General features: G+C 52.6%; 17 protein-coding genes. 11 read left to right on the top strand and 6 right to left on the bottom strand.

Features of this window, described 5'->3' with window-relative positions:
* Position 1: 1 nt before the first annotated feature.
* From aaeB to AC07RN_RS15155, 3 genes are all read left to right on the top strand, one after another.
* On the top strand, positions 2 to 1,969 hold the full coding sequence (gene aaeB / locus AC07RN_RS15145) for a p-hydroxybenzoic acid efflux pump subunit AaeB (protein WP_478336742.1): 1,968 nt from the start codon (positions 2 to 4) through the stop codon (positions 1,967 to 1,969).
* An 88-nt stretch (positions 1,970 to 2,057) separates the two neighbouring features.
* Positions 2,058 to 3,512, top strand: coding sequence for an NAD-dependent succinate-semialdehyde dehydrogenase (locus AC07RN_RS15150; RefSeq protein ID WP_478336743.1), 1,455 nt, complete (start codon positions 2,058 to 2,060; stop codon positions 3,510 to 3,512).
* A 47-nt stretch (positions 3,513 to 3,559) separates the two neighbouring features.
* Positions 3,560 to 3,835, top strand: a complete 276-nt coding sequence (locus tag AC07RN_RS15155) for a barstar family protein (protein WP_041689541.1) — start codon at positions 3,560 to 3,562, stop codon at positions 3,833 to 3,835.
* 64 nt (positions 3,836 to 3,899) lie between these two features.
* On the opposite strand, the gene yhcN (AC07RN_RS15160) is transcribed toward AC07RN_RS15155, so the two are convergent.
* From yhcN (AC07RN_RS15160) to argR, 3 genes are all read right to left on the bottom strand, one after another.
* Positions 3,900 to 4,166: a peroxide/acid stress response protein YhcN gene (gene yhcN / locus AC07RN_RS15160; protein ID WP_015960654.1), complete on the bottom strand. Its 267-nt coding sequence runs from the start codon at positions 4,164 to 4,166 to the stop codon at positions 3,900 to 3,902.
* A 107-nt stretch (positions 4,167 to 4,273) separates the two neighbouring features.
* The gene (gene yhcN / locus AC07RN_RS15165; RefSeq protein ID WP_478336744.1) at positions 4,274 to 4,537 is read right to left on the bottom strand and encodes a peroxide/acid stress response protein YhcN; all 264 of its coding nucleotides are present in this window, start codon (positions 4,535 to 4,537) and stop codon (positions 4,274 to 4,276) included.
* 374 nt (positions 4,538 to 4,911) lie between these two features.
* Positions 4,912 to 5,382, bottom strand: coding sequence for a transcriptional regulator ArgR (gene argR, locus AC07RN_RS15170; RefSeq protein ID WP_015960652.1), 471 nt, complete (start codon positions 5,380 to 5,382; stop codon positions 4,912 to 4,914).
* Between the two features lie 405 nt (positions 5,383 to 5,787).
* On the opposite strand from argR, the gene mdh reads away from it, so the two are divergent.
* Positions 5,788 to 6,726, top strand: coding sequence for a malate dehydrogenase (gene mdh, locus AC07RN_RS15175; protein ID WP_015960651.1), 939 nt, complete (start codon positions 5,788 to 5,790; stop codon positions 6,724 to 6,726).
* A gap of 53 nt (positions 6,727 to 6,779) precedes the next feature.
* Here mdh and degS read toward each other — a convergent pair whose 3' ends face one another.
* The 3 genes from degS to zapG form a co-directional block, all read right to left on the bottom strand.
* On the bottom strand, positions 6,780 to 7,847 hold the full coding sequence (gene degS, locus AC07RN_RS15180; RefSeq protein ID WP_041689727.1) for an outer membrane-stress sensor serine endopeptidase DegS: 1,068 nt from the start codon (positions 7,845 to 7,847) through the stop codon (positions 6,780 to 6,782).
* 91 nt (positions 7,848 to 7,938) lie between these two features.
* Positions 7,939 to 9,306 (bottom strand): serine endoprotease DegQ, encoded by a 1,368-nt coding sequence (gene degQ, locus AC07RN_RS15185; RefSeq protein WP_478336745.1) that lies wholly within the window; start codon positions 9,304 to 9,306, stop codon positions 7,939 to 7,941.
* A 171-nt stretch (positions 9,307 to 9,477) separates the two neighbouring features.
* Positions 9,478 to 9,876, bottom strand: a complete 399-nt coding sequence (zapG, locus tag AC07RN_RS15190; RefSeq protein WP_015960648.1) for a Z-ring associated protein ZapG — start codon at positions 9,874 to 9,876, stop codon at positions 9,478 to 9,480.
* Between the two features lie 189 nt (positions 9,877 to 10,065).
* Here zapG and zapE point away from each other — a divergent pair, with 189 nt between their 5' ends.
* The 7 genes from zapE to nanA all read left to right on the top strand — a co-directional run bounded on the left by zapE (position 10,066) and on the right by nanA (position 15,675).
* Entirely contained in the window at positions 10,066 to 11,190 is a 1,125-nt protein-coding gene (gene zapE / locus AC07RN_RS15195; RefSeq protein ID WP_478336746.1) for a cell division protein ZapE, read from the top strand.
* A 289-nt stretch (positions 11,191 to 11,479) separates the two neighbouring features.
* A complete protein-coding gene (rplM, locus tag AC07RN_RS15200) occupies positions 11,480 to 11,908 on the top strand; it encodes a 50S ribosomal protein L13 (protein ID WP_015960646.1) in 429 nt (142 codons plus the stop codon).
* A gap of 15 nt (positions 11,909 to 11,923) precedes the next feature.
* Entirely contained in the window at positions 11,924 to 12,316 is a 393-nt protein-coding gene (rpsI, locus tag AC07RN_RS15205) for a 30S ribosomal protein S9 (RefSeq protein ID WP_003860436.1), read from the top strand.
* A 310-nt stretch (positions 12,317 to 12,626) separates the two neighbouring features.
* The gene (gene sspA, locus AC07RN_RS15210; protein ID WP_015960645.1) at positions 12,627 to 13,265 is read left to right on the top strand and encodes a stringent starvation protein SspA; all 639 of its coding nucleotides are present in this window, start codon (positions 12,627 to 12,629) and stop codon (positions 13,263 to 13,265) included.
* Positions 13,266 to 13,270: 5 nt separating this feature from the next.
* Positions 13,271 to 13,768, top strand: coding sequence for a ClpXP protease specificity-enhancing factor (gene sspB / locus AC07RN_RS15215; protein ID WP_015960644.1), 498 nt, complete (start codon positions 13,271 to 13,273; stop codon positions 13,766 to 13,768).
* A 112-nt stretch (positions 13,769 to 13,880) separates the two neighbouring features.
* Positions 13,881 to 14,663, top strand: coding sequence for a transcriptional regulator NanR (gene nanR, locus AC07RN_RS15220; protein ID WP_015960643.1), 783 nt, complete (start codon positions 13,881 to 13,883; stop codon positions 14,661 to 14,663).
* Between the two features lie 118 nt (positions 14,664 to 14,781).
* Complete coding sequence (nanA, locus tag AC07RN_RS15225) at positions 14,782 to 15,675, top strand: N-acetylneuraminate lyase (protein ID WP_478336747.1); 894 nt, start codon at positions 14,782 to 14,784, stop codon at positions 15,673 to 15,675.
* Positions 15,676 to 15,718 lie beyond the last annotated feature (43 nt).

Raw genomic sequence — 15,718 nt, forward strand, 5'->3', positions numbered from 1 at the left:
GATGGGTATTTTTACCATCGCCAGCCAGCACCTTCGCTTCGCCGTTAAGCTGGCATTCGCCATCGTCCTGGCACTGTTTGTGGGCTTCCACTTTCAGTTGGAGACACCGCGCTGGGCCGTGCTGACAGCGGCGCTTGTTGCGGCCGGTCCGGCGTTTGCCGCCGGGGGGGAACCCTATTCCGGGGCCATCCGCTATCGCGGCATGCTACGTATCGTCGGGACTTTTATTGGCTGTGCGGCCGCGCTGGTTATCATTATTACGATGATTCGTTCGCCGCTGCTGATGCTGATGGTGTGCTGTGTATGGGCCGGTTTTTGCACATGGGTTTCTTCGCTGGTAAAAGTGGAGAACTCGTATGCCTGGGGCCTGTCGGGTTACACCGCCCTGATCATTGTGATTACGATTCAGGCCGAACCTTTACTGGCCCCGCAGTTTGCCGTCGAACGTTGCAGCGAAATCGTGATTGGTATCGTCTGCGCGATCGTTGCCGATCTGCTTTTCTCGCCGCGATCCATTAAACAAGAAGTCGACCGTGAACTAGACGCCCTTATTGTTGCCCAGTACCAACTCATGCAACTGTGCATAAAGCATGGCGACAGCGCGGAGATGGACAATGCCTGGGGGGCGCTTGTGCGGCGTACCGCTGCGCTGGAAGGGATGCGCAGTAACCTCAATATGGAATCTTCGCGCTGGTCACGTGCTAATCGACGCCTGAAAGCCATCAATACGGTGTCATTAACGCTGATCACCCAGGCGTGCGAAACCTTTCTTATCCAGAACACCCGCCCTGAGGTGGTCACGGATACGTTTCGCGAGCTGTTTGAGGCACCAGTCGAAACGGTGCAGGATGTGCATCGACAGCTCAAACGCATGCGGCGGGTGATGGCCTGGACCGGCGAGCACGATACGCCGGTGACGATTTACACCTGGGTCGGCGCGGCGACGCGTTTTCTGCTGCTCAAGCGCGGCGTGGTGAGTAACACCAAAATCAGCGCCATCGAAGAAGATGTTTTACAGAGCGAAGTGGTTATCAAGCCCGAATCGGCCGAGCGCCACCATGCCATGGTCAACTTTTGGCGTACTACGCTGGCCTGTATGCTCGGCGCTTTATTCTGGCTCTGGACCGGCTGGACATCCGGGACGGGGGCGATGGTGATGATTGCCGTTGTCACCTCGCTGGCGATGCGGCTGCCGAATCCACGCATGGTGGCGATTGACTTCCTTTACGGCGCTATCGCTGCGCTACCCATCGGCGCATTCTACTTCCTGGTGGTGCTCCCGTCGACGCAGCAAAGCATGCTATTGCTCTGTATCAGTCTGGCGGTGCTGGCGTTCTTTATTGGGATTGAAGTGCAGAAACGTCGGCTGGGTTCGCTCGGGGCGCTGGCCAGCACCATCAATATTCTGGTGCTGGATAACCCGATGACGTTTCACTTTAGCCAGTTCCTCGACAGTGCGTTAGGCCAGCTGGTGGGCTGTTTCCTGGCGATGATGGTGATCCTGCTGGTGCGCGATAATTCTCAGGCGCGTACCGGGCGTGTGCTGCTGAATCAGTTTGTTTCTGCGGCCGTTTCCGCGATGACGACGAACACCGCGCGTCGCAAAGAAAATCATCTGCCCGCGCTGTATCAGCAGTTGTTTTTACTGCTGACGAAATTCCCAGGTGATGTCGCGAAATTTCGCCTGGCGCTGACAATGATCATCGCCCACCAGCGGCTGCGAAATGCGCCGGTGCCCATCAATGATGATTTGTCAGCGTTTCACCGCCAGCTTCGCCACACGGCCGATCGCGTTATTTCGGCTTCCAGCGATGACAAACGCCGTCGCTACTTTGGTCAGTTACTGGAGGAACTAAACGTGTATCAGGAGAAACTGCGTGTCTGGGAAGCGCCACCGCAGGTGACGGAACCGGTGCGACGGCTAACGGAAGTCCTCCATCGCTATCAAAATGCCCTGACCGATAGCTAAAGACCGAAAAAACCGACGCCAAAAAGCGTCGGTTTTTTTGTGGCTATACTTAATCTGGTAGGTTCTTAAACCCAGATCAGGAGGACACATGACCACCCAGACTCTTCAGGATAATGCGCTTTTCCAGACCGGCTATCTGGTCGATGGCGTGTGGAAAACGCTGGACACCACCTTTGATGTGCTCAACCCGGCAACGGGTGAAGTGGTCGCGAAAGTGGCGAAGGCGGGTAAAAAAGAGACCGAAGAAGCCATCGCGGCAGCCAGTCGCGCTTTTCCTGAATGGCGAGCCAAAACGGCGAAAGAGCGTTCGGCGATCCTGTATCGTTGGTATGAATTAATTATCGAGAATAAACGCTGGCTCGGGCAGTTGATGACCACGGAACAGGGCAAACCCTTAAAAGAGGCAGAGGGCGAAGTGGAATATGCCGCCAGTTTTATTCAGTGGTTTGCTGAGCAGGCAAAACGCGCCAACGGCGAGATTATCCCGCCCGTAAAACCGGGCTCCCGCATTCTGGCAACCCGTGAGCCGATCGGCGTCGTGGCGGCAATCACGCCGTGGAATTTCCCAATGGCGATGCTGACCCGCAAGCTCGGTCCGGCACTCGCGGCAGGCTGTACCGGGGTCATTAAACCCGCTAATAACACCCCTCTTAGCGCATTCGCGCTGCTATCGCTGGCGAAAAAAGCCGGTGTCCCTGATGGCGTGCTTAATGCGGTGGCGGGAAATACCCATGAAATCAGCGACGCGATTATGGCCAGTCACGAGGTGCGTAAAATCTCGTTTACCGGCTCTACCGAGGTGGGCAAAACCCTCATGCGTAACGCTGCGGAAACCATGAAAAAGGTATCGATGGAGCTGGGCGGCAATGCGCCTTACATCGTCTTTGACGATGCCGACATCGATGCAGCCGTGAAAGGCGCGATTGCCAATAAATTCCGTAACGCGGGGCAGGTGTGCGTTAGCGTGAACCGCTTCTATATCCAGGAATCTGTCTACGATACCTTCGTGACAAAACTCGCCGAAGCGGTTGAGGCGCTGAAAGTGGGGAACGGTCAGGAAGAGGGCGTCATTGTGGGTCCATTAATTGAACCTTCCGCGGTCAAAAAAGTGCGTGAACACGTCGAGGATGCCGTCGCGAAAGGCGCAACCGTGCTGGCGGGGGGGAAACCTCATGCGTTGGGCGGCAATTTCTGGCTCCCGACCGTGCTTGGCGATTGTCACGAAGGGATGAAACTTGCCGAAGAAGAGACGTTTGGCCCCGTTGCAGCGTGCTTCCGTTTTACCTCTGAGGAAGAAGTTATTCAGCGTGCGAATAATACGCCGTTTGGTCTGGCCGCTTACTTCTATACGCAAAACCTGCAGCGGGTTTTCCGCGTCTCGCAGGCGATTGAAAGCGGCATGATTGGCATCAATGAATGCGCCGTCTCAACCGAGCTGGGGCCGTTTGGCGGTGTGAAAGAGTCAGGGCTGGGTCGCGAGGGATCGGTGCTGGGGCTAGAGGAATTTCTGGAAGTCAAAACCCTGCATATCGGGGGATTATAATCAGCGTCAGGGCGGCGGAAGTCGTCTGTCTGGACGGGGTGGCGGCAATGAATATCTACACGTTTGATTTTGATGAAATCGACAGTCAGGAAGACTTCTGGCATGAATTTTCACGCACTTTTGGACTTGAGCGGGATAAAGTCACGAATCTGGATTCGTTATGGGATGTGATTGTTAGCGGGGGATTACCCATGCCGCTGGAGATCGAGTTTACCCATCTGCCGGAGAAACTCCGTCGACGGTTTGGCGCATTGATTCTGCTGTTTGATGAAGCGGAAGAAGAGCTGCAGGGGCAGTTACGCTTTAATGTTCGGCCTTCCTGATGGGCATAAAAAAGCCCCTGACAACGTGTCAGGGGCAAGTCGTATGATGAGATACGACGAGGGTTTATTTGTACAGCTCAGCCGTTGCGTGCCAGTGATCGCCCTGAGTTAACTCAGTCACGCGATAGCTGCTGGCACCGGCTTTCTCAGCTTTAGCTGCCAGTTTCTGACGGATATCCATTGGGGCGCCCCCAATGGCGGTGACCGATACGCTACCCATTGATTGCAGATTCTGCGCTTCGTCTGAATTCACCAGGTGTGCAGCAGCGCTGGCACCGAAGGAGAGAACGGAAGCTAAGCCAAGGGTTGCGATGATTAATTTGGTTTTCATAGTCATTTTCCTCAATAACGTTTTCTCAACGGCCAGAAGGATTAAACTGCTTTTTTTATGCCTGGTGCCGCTGAGTCGATAATTACAGTGTTCGGTATGGGCTGAACTTATTTGTACAGTTCAGCAGTCGCATGCCAGTGATCGCCTGAACGCGCTTCGATCACGCGATAAGATGATGCACCTTGCTCTTGCGCTTTTTTGTTCAGCATTTCATGCATATCCATCGGAGAAGTCCCGATAGCGCCGACTGAAACGGTGCCCATCGCCTGACGGGATTGTGCCTGATCCGCATTAATGGAGTCGGCGGCGAAAGCACTGAATGACAGGACAGACAGAACGCTCAGTGCTGCTACAGTTGATTTGATTTTCATAATTCTTTACCTCGTCGAATTTATTGGGGTCTTTCGTTTCGTGACCCTCATCACAAAATCAAGTATACACTAGTCACGCTAAATATTAATACCATGCTAATGGTTTCCTATGTAATTAGGTGTTAAATAGCTGAATAGATATAACCAAAATGAATATAAATGGTTAAATAATCGACATTTTATTTTATAAATGCAATGAAATCAGTGGGATATGGGTTTTTGATTTTTTGTGCGCTTTGTTGATTTGGTATTCACTGGATGAATGAAAAACAGCAGGATAAAGCACTAATTGCAAAATAGAAGGGCAAAACAATATGGTGTGGAATGGGGGAGGGGCAGAAGGTTCCCCGCTGCATTGACAGCAGGGAAGCGGTTTAAAGCTCTTGCTCGAACAGCATCAGGATGGCTTCGTACAGATCTTTCACCGAGAAACCGTTCGCAGGCGTCGTGAAGATCGTATCGTCACCCGCAATTGTTCCGAGAATGCCTTCCGATTTACCCAGTGAATCAAGCAGGCGAGCGATCAGCTGTGCAGCGCCGGGGCTGGTGTGAATCACGACAACCGCATCGTTATAATCAATATCCAAAACCAGATTCTTCAAGGGACTTGACGTGGTCGGCACGCCTAACTCTGCGGGCAGGCAGTAAACCATTTCCATTTTGGCGTTGCGAGTTCGTACCGCACCAAACTTGGTTAACATGCGGGAGACTTTTGACTGATTGATATTCTCGAAGCCCTGTTCCTGTAAGGCCAGGACAATCTCTCCCTGTGAGCTGAATTTCTCTTCTTTGAGCAGCGCTTTAAACGCTTTCACTAATTCTTCTTGTTTCGACGAGCTTCGCATATGTCACCCTGTTCAGGACGATGGAATGTCATCATTATGCATGTAAATGAATTTTTATGCAAATTATCGGATGGGGATGAAGGGGGAGATAATGTTATGAAAGGGAGTGATTTTATCAAATTTTGTTATCGGAAAACATGCCTGGGTCACGTCGCGCAAATAACCTTAAAAGTAAATTAAATGTTATCAAAATGATGTTGTTTTGATGACGAGCCAGGGTGTATGGTAACCCCCTCTTGATTCGTTGCTTTGTTGCTGAAAATTGCCCGTAAGCGTTCAGGCGAAGGCGAAAGAAGTGCGACCTCAAATTCTTTAGCTACGAAAATTGTTTTTATTCATCTGCTGAATTAAGGTCGCCGCAACGGAGTCACAGACACTTAAGTTAACCATAATAAGGAGTTTAGGATGAAAGTCGCAGTCCTCGGCGCTGCTGGTGGTATCGGCCAGGCGCTTGCCCTACTACTGAAAACCCAACTGCCTTCCGGCTCAGAACTCTCCCTGTATGATATTGCTCCGGTCACACCTGGTGTGGCAGTTGACTTGAGCCACATCCCAACAGCTGTGAAAATCAAAGGCTTCTCCGGTGAAAACGCACGTCCAGCGCTTGAAGGCGCAGATGTGGTGCTGATCTCCGCAGGTGTCGCGCGTAAACCGGGGATGGATCGTTCCGATCTGTTCAACGTTAACGCCGGTATCGTGAAAAATCTGGTTCAACAGATTGCTGAAACTTGCCCGAAAGCGTGCGTGGGTATCATTACCAACCCAGTCAACACCACGGTTGCTATTGCGGCTGAAGTGCTGAAGAAAGCCGGTGTATACGACAAGAACAAATTGTTTGGCGTAACCACGCTGGACATCATCCGTTCCAACACCTTTGTTGCGGAACTGAAAGGCAAATCACCGTCTGATATCGAAGTCCCGGTTATCGGTGGTCACTCTGGCGTGACGATTCTGCCATTGCTGTCGCAGATCCCTGGCGTGAGTTTCTCCGAGCAGGAAGTGGCTGACCTGACCAAACGTATTCAGAACGCAGGCACCGAAGTGGTCGAAGCGAAAGCGGGTGGCGGTTCTGCAACATTGTCTATGGGCCAGGCGGCTGCACGTTTTGGTCTGTCTCTGGTACGTGCGCTGCAAGGCGAGAAAGGCGTAGTAGAATGTGCGTATGTTGAAGGTGATGGCGAGCACGCTCGCTTCTTCTCACAGCCGCTGCTGCTGGGCAAAAATGGTATCGAAGAACGTCAGTCAATCGGCAAGCTGAGCGCGTTTGAACAACAAGCGATGGAAGGCATGCTGGACACGTTGAAGAAAGATATCACTCTGGGTGAAGAGTTCGTCAGCAAGTAATCGAACCCTCAGTCATAAAAACCGGAGCCATGTGCTCCGGTTTTTTTATGCTTTTAGTTAGTGGCGGGATATTCCTGAATCGTCACCTGAAGCGTCAGTTTTTTGTCATTACGCATGACTTCGACCGGAATAATCGAGCCAGGACGAATCTCTGCTACCTGATCCATTGTTTCGAGTGCGGATACGGCAGGCGTGCCGTTGACCGAAACAATCACGTCGTTCACCTGTAGCCCTGCGTTAGCCGCCGGACCGCCCGGTGTCACTTCATTGACCACGATACCTTGAATCTGATCGATGCCGCCGCCCTGAGTGTGCATTGGCGCAATTTCTCGGCCACCGATGCCAATATAGCCGCGAATGACGCGACCATCGCGAATCAGCTTGTCCATGATTTTGTTGGCCAGCTGGAACGGGATCGCAAAACCGATGCCCTCAGGCGTCTCGCCATCGTTACTTTTATCGAACGACAGGGTATTGATGCCCATTAATTCTCCAAGCGAGTTCACCAATGCGCCGCCGGAGTTACCGTGGTTAATCGAGGCGTCCGTTTGCAGGAAGTTTTGTCGCCCGGAGGGATTCAAACCGATACGACCGGTGGCGCTGATAATCCCCTGGGTAATGGTTTGCCCAAGGTTATACGGGTTACCAATCGCCATCACCACATCGCCGATATGCGGTGTGCGTTTACGGTTGATCGGAATCACCGGCAGCCCGCCCGTGGCATTGATTTTGAGGACGGCGAGGTCGGTCAGCGTGTCCGAGCCAACCAATAAGGCTTCAAACACGCGGCCATCCTGCAAGGCGACGATAATCTGATCGGCGTCGTTAATGACGTGTTTGTTGGTAATGATGTAGCCGCGCTCATCCATGATCACGCCGGAGCCGAGAGTACGAATCTCCAGTTGATTATGCGCGGAACTGTTGAGGCCGCGGTTATAGACGTTAACCACAGCAGGCGCAGCACGGCGAACCGCCTGGTTGTAGCTCACAGGCGTCTCATCGGTGCTGTCGAAACGCGGCGCCGCCAGCTGATTTAACTGACGTAAAGAGGGCATTGCAGCCAATAACAGGCCGCCAACGACCAAACCGATAGCAACTGAACGAAATAGCTTAAGAAACATGATGCGGGCGTCGTTAATTAAGGGACGGATGCAGCATAGCATGACTTATCCGGACATCACATGCAGCGGTGACGTCCGGATGAGCAAATGCTTAGCGTAATAGAATGTAGAGCGTATCGTTGCCACGGATGATTTGCAGCGCAATCACTGCTGGCTTGCTTTCCAGGACCTTGCGCATCTCGGCGATCGACTGAACACGGCTGCGGTTAACACCGATAATCACGTCATCCTGATGCAGGCCTGCCTGCGCGGCGGGACTGCTCTTTTCGACGCTCTCGATAGAAATACCTTTTGTACCGTCTTTAAGCTGACCATCGCTGAGCGCCGCACCTTGTAGTGCAGGGGCGATCAGTTCAGCACTGGCCGACGATGAGGTGCTCTTATCCAGCGTAACTTCGACTTCCAGCGGTTTGCCATCGCGCAGCAACCCAAGCTTCACCTTCGTCCCAGGTTCCGTGGTGGCAACACGTGAGCGTAATTCAGCGAAGCTGCTCAGCGGCTTACCGTTGAGGCTAACGATGATATCGCCCGATTTCACACCCGCTTTTGCGGAGCCGGAGTTCGCCAGAACTTCACTGACAAACGCCCCGCGCTGCACGTCGAGATTAAAGGCTTTTGCGATGTCCGCGCTCATTTCCATGCCTTTTATTCCCAGCAGACCGCGTTTTACCTCGCCGGATTCAATCAGCTGTTGCGAGAGGATTTTGGCCATATTGCTGGGGATCGCAAAGCCGATACCAACGCTGCCGCCACCGGGAGCAAGAATCGCGGTGTTAATACCAATCAACTCACCGTTAAGATTCAGCAGTGCGCCGCCGGAATTCCCGCGGTTAATGGAGGCGTCAGTCTGGATAAAGTTCTCCAGGCCTTCGAGATTTAGACCGCTACGACCCAACGCAGAGATGATCCCGGAGGTTGCCGTCTGGCCCAGACCGAAAGGGTTACCCACGGCCACGGCAAAATCTCCGACACGCAATTTGTCGGAATCCGCGATAACAATTTGCGTCAGCTTGCTGGGATTTTGGATTTGCAGTAGCGCGATGTCACTTTGATCGTCGCTGCCAATCAGTTTGGCATCGAACTCGCGACCATCATTCATTTGCACGCTGATTTTATCGGCCTGGCTGATAACGTGATTGTTCGTCAGCACGTAGCCTTTCGCCGCATCAATCACTACCCCGGAGCCAAGCCCTTCAAACGGCTGGGTTTGCTGATCGGGGCCCTCATCACCAAAATATTTTTTTAGCTCTTCCGGTATACGTTGGCTCTGTGCCGCCGTGCCCTCAACCTTGATGCTGACCACCGCCGGCAACACTTTTTCAAGCATTGGCGCAAGGCTTGGAATGGCCGCCTCCCCAGGCACTTGCGAAGGCAGGGCCGCAGCCGCAGGCCATGACGCCGTGAGAGATAACCCGACACTTAACGCAATCGCGCTTAACAGCTGGTTTTTTTTCTTCATTGATGCTGGCTCTCATAACCTGGAATAAAGGGAAAAACGGCCCAAAAACAGTTTGATGTTATTGAATTTTAAACCACTGAACAATGAGGTAATTGACTAAATAATAGCTGGGAAGGGAAAGAAAGGACGGGCGCAAGGGCTGCGCCCGTAAAATATATTGCAGATGTGCGATTAATCGCGTTTTACGCCACCGCGCAGCAGGCCGGATGCACCGTCTGAGTAATCACGCGGCATCTGTACTGGCACCTGATCGTTGCTGGCTTCGGACTCAGCCAGACGGTTGCGGAACGGGTTGCTTTCAGCACTCATCTCCGGCAGAAGGTTGCTGGAGCTTTTTGCCATATGTTGATATAGCTGACGATAGTCGGTGGCCATGTTGTCCAGCAGCTCGGCGCTACGGGCAAAGTGGCTGACCAGCTCTTCACGATACTCTTCCAGTTCAGCTTTGTTTTTTTCCAGTTCGTATTGTAACGACTGCTGCTGACGCAATTTGCGATTACCGAAACGCATGGCTACAGCACCGATTGCGATGCCGACGACTAAACCAATTAGCGCATATTCCCAGGTCATGAACTTCTCCCGTTGTCTTGTGGTTCCGTAGGGTATTGGCGCGGCTCCTGCCTGTGCCTGATTATGCCACTATAACCGCTATTTCTTCAGAAGTGGAATCCTGACGTATCATCGCGTACTGTAGAACGGCCTTTTTTTCGCCAGTTGAGCATCCTGGCGAGGATTAATTGAAGGAATAACAACGACATTATGCAAAGCCTGTCTCCAACATCGCGTTACCAACAAGCCCTGGATGAGGGCACTCACCAGCCAGATGATGTGCAGCGTGACGCGGTAAATCGCCTGAATTCTATCTATCAAAAATTGATGACCGAACCGACTGAAACGGCGCAAACCAGCGGGCTGAAAGCCGCGTTTGGGCGACTGTTAGGGAAAAAAGAGCCACAGACGGTTCCCCCGGTTCGCGGCTTATATATGTGGGGTGGTGTGGGGCGGGGCAAAACCTGGCTAATGGATATGTTTTATCAAAGCCTGCCGGGCACGCGGAAGCAGCGTTTGCACTTCCACCGCTTTATGCTGCGCGTACATGAAGAGCTCACGGCGCTGCAAGGCCACGCCGATCCGCTGGAGATTGTCGCCGACCGTTTTAAAGCGGAAACCGACGTCCTGTGCTTTGATGAATTTTTTGTCTCCGATATCACCGACGCCATGCTGCTTGGCGGCCTGATGAAAGCCCTTTTCGCGCGTGGTATTACGCTGGTAGCGACATCGAATATTCCGCCAGACGACCTGTATCGTAACGGTCTGCAACGCGCACGTTTCATGCCTGCAATCGATGCGATTAAAGAACACTGTGACATCATGAATGTGGATGCGGGTGTGGATTATCGTCTGCGCACGCTGACTCAGGCGCACCTCTGGCTGTCTCCTTTAAACGAGCAGACACAAAGCCAAATGGACAAACTGTGGCTGGCGCTCGCGGGCGCTAAGCGTGATAAATCGCCTGAACTGGAAATTAATCACCGCCCACTACAAACGCTTGGGGTCGAAAATCAAACCCTGGCCGTGTCGTTTGCGACGCTGTGCGTGGATGCCCGCAGTCAGCATGATTACATTGCGCTCTCGCGTCTGTTCCACACCGTGATGCTGTTGGATGTTCCGGTGATGACGCCGCTGATGGAGAGTGAAGCCCGCCGTTTTATTGCGCTGGTGGATGAGTTTTACGAGCGCCACGTCAAGCTGGTGGTCAGCGCGGAAATGCCGTTATATGAAATTTATCAGGGCGAGCGGCTGAAATTTGAATTCCAGCGCTGTTTGTCACGCTTGCAGGAAATGCAAAGCGAAGAGTATTTGAAGCGTGCTCATATGCCCTAACGCGCGGCCTTTCACGGTGTGAATGGCGCGGTCAGCGAAAGCATTCGCCAAAACGGACCGCTTCCCGGAAAACCTTGCGACTAATCACATTTAGGGGTCGATCTTTGACCCTGACTTCTCTATAATCTTGCGACCCCACGTTACGAGAAGGTTTTTTTCCCAAAACTTTCTATGTGCCGGCATAGGCTATTCGAAGGGGTAGGTTTGCTGGACAATGTCGTGTGAGCCTCAACTGACTAAACGTTTGGGTGTTCACCAACGTGTAACTTATTATTTGGGTAAGCTTTTAATGAAAACTTTTACAGCTAAACCAGAAACCGTAAAACGCGACTGGTATGTTGTTGACGCGACCGGTAAAACTCTGGGTCGTCTGGCTTCCGAACTGGCTCTTCGCCTGCGCGGTAAGCACAAAGCGGAATACACTCCGCACGTTGATACTGGTGATTACATTATCGTTCTGAACGCAGAAAAAGTTGCTGTAACCGGCAACAAGCGCGAAGACAAAATTTATTACCATCACACCGGTTTCATCGGTGGTATCAAACAAGCGACCTTTGAAGAGATGATTGCCCGCCGTCCTGAGCGTGTGATTGAAATCGCGGTTAAAGGCATGTTGCCAAAGGGCCCGCTGGGTCGTGCTATGTACCGTAAACTGAAAGTTTACGCGGGCAACGAGCACAACCACGCGGCACAGCAACCGCAAGTTCTTGACATCTAATCGGGATTATAGGCAATGGCTGAAAATCAATACTACGGCACTGGTCGCCGCAAAAGCTCCGCCGCTCGTGTGTTCATCAAACCGGGCAGTGGTAAAATCGTAATCAACCAGCGTTCTCTGGAACAGTACTTCGGTCGCGAAACTGCCCGCATGGTAGTTCGCCAGCCGCTGGAACTGGTTGATATGGTTGAAAAATTGGATCTGTACATCACTGTTAAAGGTGGTGGTATCTCTGGTCAGGCTGGTGCGATCCGTCACGGTATCACACGCGCTCTGATGGAGTACGACGAATCCCTGCGTTCTGAACTGCGTAAAGCTGGCTTCGTCACTCGTGACGCGCGTCAGGTTGAACGTAAGAAAGTGGGTCTGCGTAAAGCACGTCGTCGTCCACAGTTCTCCAAGCGTTAATCTTTTTTCTGCTTTGGCAGAAGGATTGGCGAAAAACCCGCTTCGGCGGGTTTTTTTTATGGATAATGTTCAGGTTATCCACAGTATTTATTTGATTCCCAGCTCTTTTTCAGCATTTCCAGAATCCCCTCACCACAAACCCTGCAAAATCTGGTAAACTATCATCCAATTTTCTGCCCAAATGTCGGCGAACCCTCGATTTTTGTTCACTTTATGAACAATGCGGTTGTTCTCTGGGATGGGTGACAAATCATCTGGCTAGCCATCGTGGCTAGTAGCAGTACTATTCTGAATATACCTGGAGGTTTTCATGGCTGTCGCTGCCAACAAACGTTCGGTAATGACGCTGTTTTCTGGTCCTACTGACATTTATAGCCATCAGGTTCGTATCGTGCTGGCCGAGAAGGGTGTCAGTTTTGAGATCGAGCATGTGGAAAAGGATAACCCGCCTCAGGATCTGATCGATCTCAACCCGAACCAGAGCGTACCAACGCTTGTGGATCGCGAGCTGACCCTGTGGGAATCCCGCATCATTATGGAATATCTGGATGAGCGTTTCCCTCATCCGCCGCTGATGCCGGTTTACCCGGTTGCGCGTGGCGAAAGCCGCCTGTATATGCAGCGTATCGAGAAAGACTGGTACACGCTGATGAACGTTATCGTCAACGGTTCCTCTTCTGAAGCGGACGCTGCTCGTAAGCAACTGCGTGAAGAATTGCTCGCAATCGCCCCGGTGTTTGGTCAGAAACCATTCTTCCTGAGTGATGAGTTCAGTCTGGTCGATTGCTACCTGGCTCCGCTGTTATGGCGTCTACAGTCTCTGGGCGTAGAATTCAGTGGTCCGGGTGCGAAAGAGCTGAAAGGCTATATGACTCGCGTATTTGAGCGTGATTCTTTCCTCGCGTCCCTGACAGAACCGGAACGCGAAATGCGTCTTGGCCGAGGTTAACGATTGTGGAAATGTCACAGCTGTCTCCACGCCGTCCGTATCTGCTGCGCGCCTTCTATGAATGGCTGCTGGACAACCAGCTGACGCCGCACCTGGTGGTGGATGTGACGTTGCCGGGTGTGCAAGTTCCGATGGAATACGCGCGCGACGGGCAAATCGTGTTGAACATTGCTCCGCGTGCGGTCGGAAATCTTGAGCTGTCCAACGACGAAGTGAGCTTCAATGCCCGCTTCGGCGGTGTACCGCGTCAGGTTTCTGTGCCACTGGCAGCCGTACTGGCGGTCTATGCACGTGAAAACGGTGCGGGTACGATGTTTGAGCCGGAAGCGGCTTATGATGAAGACGTCGCCAGCCTCAACGATGAAGACGGTTCTACCGGTAGCGAAAGCGAAACGGTCATGTCTGTTATCGATGGCGATAAGCCCGATCACGACAATGATAACGATCCGGATGACGATCCGCCGCCGCGCGGTGGCCGTCCAGCGTTACGTGTTGTGAAATAATCAAACAGGCCCCTTGGGCCTGTTTTGCTATCCAGGGTTTTTCGCTACGCTAAAAATCCTATGTTATGATAAATCGTTGTCACTGATTGTCACTCTTCTGACCCGAGTCTTTATGAAACCAATTGATCTTCAGGCGGAAAATTCAACCGAAACCGTGGGTCGCAGTTTGCGCCGTCGTCCGCTGGCGCGTAAAAAACTCTCCGATATGGTGGAAGAAGAACTGGAGCAAATGATTCGCCGGCAGGAGTTTGCGCAGGGCGAACAACTCCCGTCAGAGCGCGAACTGATGGAGTTCTTCAACGTTGGGCGTCCATCCGTACGCGAAGCGCTGGCCGCGTTAAAACGCAAAGGGCTGGTGCAGATTAACAATGGTGAGCGCGCACGCGTTTCCATGCCTTCTGCCGACACCATCATCGGTGAACTCTCCGGCATGGCGAAAGATTTCCTCACGCAACCCGGCGGGATTACCCACTTTGAGCAGCTACGGCTGTTTTTTGAATCCAGTCTGGTGCGCTACGCGGCGGAATTTGCCACGGATGAGCAGGTAGAAAGCTTATCGAAGGCGCTGGAAATCAACAGTCAGTCGCTCAGTGACAATGCGCTGTTTATCCGCTCCGATGTTGATTTCCACCGTGTGCTGGCGGAAATCCCAGGTAATCCCATCTTTATGGCGATCCACGTCGCGCTGCTGGATTGGCTGATTGCGGCCCGTCCAAAAGTCTCCGACGCCGAACTCTACGAACACAATAACGTCAGCTATCGCCAGCATATTGCGATTGTCGATGCGATCCGCCGACACGATCCCGATGAAGCCGATCGGGCGCTACAATCCCATCTCAACAGTGTTTCCGCCACCTGGCACGCGTTCGGCCAGGGATCCAAAAAGAAGAAATAACGATCCTTTAGTGAAGCAGATCGCATTATAAGCGTTCTGTATGCAGTGCTGCTTATTTGATCTGGTATAACAGGTATAAAGGTATATCGATAAGCAGACCAAAAACACTGAGGTATCTATGGCAAAGCAATTACGTGGCGTGATGGCCGCACTCCTGACTCCATTTAATAATCAGCAGGCACTCGATAAAGAGAGCTTGCGACGTCTGGTGCAGTTCAATATTCAGCAGGGAATCGACGGACTGTACGTCGGTGGTTCAACTGGCGAAGCCTTTGTGCAAAGCCTTTCCGAGCGCGAGCAGGTGCTCGAAATCGTAGCGGAAGAGGCAAAAGGCAAAATCACGTTAATCGCGCATGTCGGCTGCGTAAGCACGGCTGAAAGCCAGCAGTTAGCGGCGTCTGCCAGCCGTTTCGGGTTTGACGCTGTGTCAGCCGTCACACCGTTTTACTATCCCTTCAGCTTTGAGGAACATTGCGATCATTACCGTGCAATTATTGATTCGGCGGATGGTTTGCCGATGGTGGTGTACAACATTCCGGCGCTGAGCGGCGTGAAGCTAACGCTTGATCAGATCAACACCCTGGTGACGCTGCCGGGCGTGGGCGCGCTGAAGCAAACGTCTGGCGACCTGTTCCAGATGGAGCAGATCCGCCGCGCGCATCCGGATCTGGTGCTCTACAACGGTTACGACGAGATCTTCGCCTCCGGTTTGCTGGCTGGTGCTGACGGCGGTATCGGCAGCACGTACAACATCATGGGATGGCGCTACCAGGCCATCGCTAAAGCGATCCGTGAGGGTGACAACGCGACGGCACAGCGTCTGCAAAGTGAGTGCAATAAAGTTATCGATCTGCTGATAAAAGTTGGCGTATTCCGTGGCCTGAAAACGGTTTTGCATTACATGGATGTGGTGTCCGTCCCGCTGTGTCGCAAACCCTTTGCACCGGTGGCTGAACCGTATTTGCCGGAGCTAAAAGCGCTGGCGAAACAATTGATGGTTGAGAAGGCGTAGTGCGTTGCCCGGCGGCGCACCGTCGCTGGGCTAAACAGACGAA

Source organism: Lelliottia sp. GFLA7, from assembly GCF_056490165.1.

Coding starts and splice junctions, on each gene's coding strand:
- aaeB (WP_478336742.1), top strand. CDS start 2: ATGGGTATTTTTACCATCGCCAGCCAGCACCTTCGCTTCGCCGTTAAG.
- AC07RN_RS15150 (WP_478336743.1), top strand. CDS start 2,058: ATGACCACCCAGACTCTTCAGGATAATGCGCTTTTCCAGACCGGCTAT.
- AC07RN_RS15155 (WP_041689541.1), top strand. CDS start 3,560: ATGAATATCTACACGTTTGATTTTGATGAAATCGACAGTCAGGAAGAC.
- yhcN (WP_015960654.1), bottom strand. CDS start 4,166: ATGAAAACCAAATTAATCATCGCAACCCTTGGCTTAGCTTCCGTTCTC.
- yhcN (WP_478336744.1), bottom strand. CDS start 4,537: ATGAAAATCAAATCAACTGTAGCAGCACTGAGCGTTCTGTCTGTCCTG.
- argR (WP_015960652.1), bottom strand. CDS start 5,382: ATGCGAAGCTCGTCGAAACAAGAAGAATTAGTGAAAGCGTTTAAAGCG.
- mdh (WP_015960651.1), top strand. CDS start 5,788: ATGAAAGTCGCAGTCCTCGGCGCTGCTGGTGGTATCGGCCAGGCGCTT.
- degS (WP_041689727.1), bottom strand. CDS start 7,847: ATGTTTCTTAAGCTATTTCGTTCAGTTGCTATCGGTTTGGTCGTTGGC.
- degQ (WP_478336745.1), bottom strand. CDS start 9,306: ATGAAGAAAAAAAACCAGCTGTTAAGCGCGATTGCGTTAAGTGTCGGG.
- zapG (WP_015960648.1), bottom strand. CDS start 9,876: ATGACCTGGGAATATGCGCTAATTGGTTTAGTCGTCGGCATCGCAATC.
- zapE (WP_478336746.1), top strand. CDS start 10,066: ATGCAAAGCCTGTCTCCAACATCGCGTTACCAACAAGCCCTGGATGAG.
- rplM (WP_015960646.1), top strand. CDS start 11,480: ATGAAAACTTTTACAGCTAAACCAGAAACCGTAAAACGCGACTGGTAT.
- rpsI (WP_003860436.1), top strand. CDS start 11,924: ATGGCTGAAAATCAATACTACGGCACTGGTCGCCGCAAAAGCTCCGCC.
- sspA (WP_015960645.1), top strand. CDS start 12,627: ATGGCTGTCGCTGCCAACAAACGTTCGGTAATGACGCTGTTTTCTGGT.
- nanR (WP_015960643.1), top strand. CDS start 13,881: ATGAAACCAATTGATCTTCAGGCGGAAAATTCAACCGAAACCGTGGGT.
- nanA (WP_478336747.1), top strand. CDS start 14,782: ATGGCAAAGCAATTACGTGGCGTGATGGCCGCACTCCTGACTCCATTT.